Source organism: Mycobacterium sp. P7213 (assembly GCF_900604305.1).
Lineage (GTDB): Bacteria > Actinomycetota > Actinomycetes > Mycobacteriales > Mycobacteriaceae > Mycobacterium.
The window spans coordinates 1-575 of sequence record NZ_UWOA01000126.1 but is presented as its reverse complement, the minus strand read 5'-3'; the positions used below and the strand labels follow the sequence as shown (position 1 = coordinate 575).

Sequence of the window (575 nt, the reverse complement as noted above, 5' to 3'; positions counted from 1 at the left end):
CCCTGCGTGTCAGGGTGAGTTGAGTCCAGTAGTTCATAGCAAATCGGCCTGTAGCAGGGCGAGATACGGATCAACACACCATGACCAGTTCCATGATTATGTCGGTGATCGACAATGAGCGGATGGATCCAGTCCACCCTCGGGCCGATGGGCCACGACGGCGGCGTGCGTTCACCGCCGCGGAGAAGCTTGCCCACCTGGCCGCCTACGAGCAGGCCTGCGAGCACGGCGACGGCGGCGCCTATTTGCGGCGGGAGGGCTTGTACTCGTCGTCGATCAGTGAATGGCGCAAGCAACGCGACGCGGGCGTGCTGGCGGGCAAGCAGCCCGGTGAGAAGATCGGCAGGCTCACAGCCGAGCAAGCCGAGATCGCCCGCCTGAAGCGGGAGAACGCCCGGATGAGTAAGCGCCTGGCCACCACTGAGGCCGCCCTGGACATCATGGGAAAAGCGCACGCTCTCTTGGAGACTCTCTCCGAGAGAGCGGATTCCGAAGAGCAGCGCAAGAAGCGCTGACCCAAAGCTACGGGTCGCTGATCGGCGTCGGCGTGTCAACCAGGGCTGCGGCGACGCTGA

The 575-nt window shown here is 64.0% G+C and carries 1 protein-coding gene; it reads left to right on the top strand.

The window, feature by feature from the left end; translation table 11 throughout:
• Positions 1-80: 80 nt before the first annotated feature.
• The gene (locus EJK91_RS21525) at positions 81-515 is read left to right on the top strand and encodes a transposase (protein WP_125079904.1); all 435 of its coding nucleotides are present in this window, start codon (positions 81-83) and stop codon (positions 513-515) included.
• Positions 516-575: the final 60 nt, after the last annotated feature.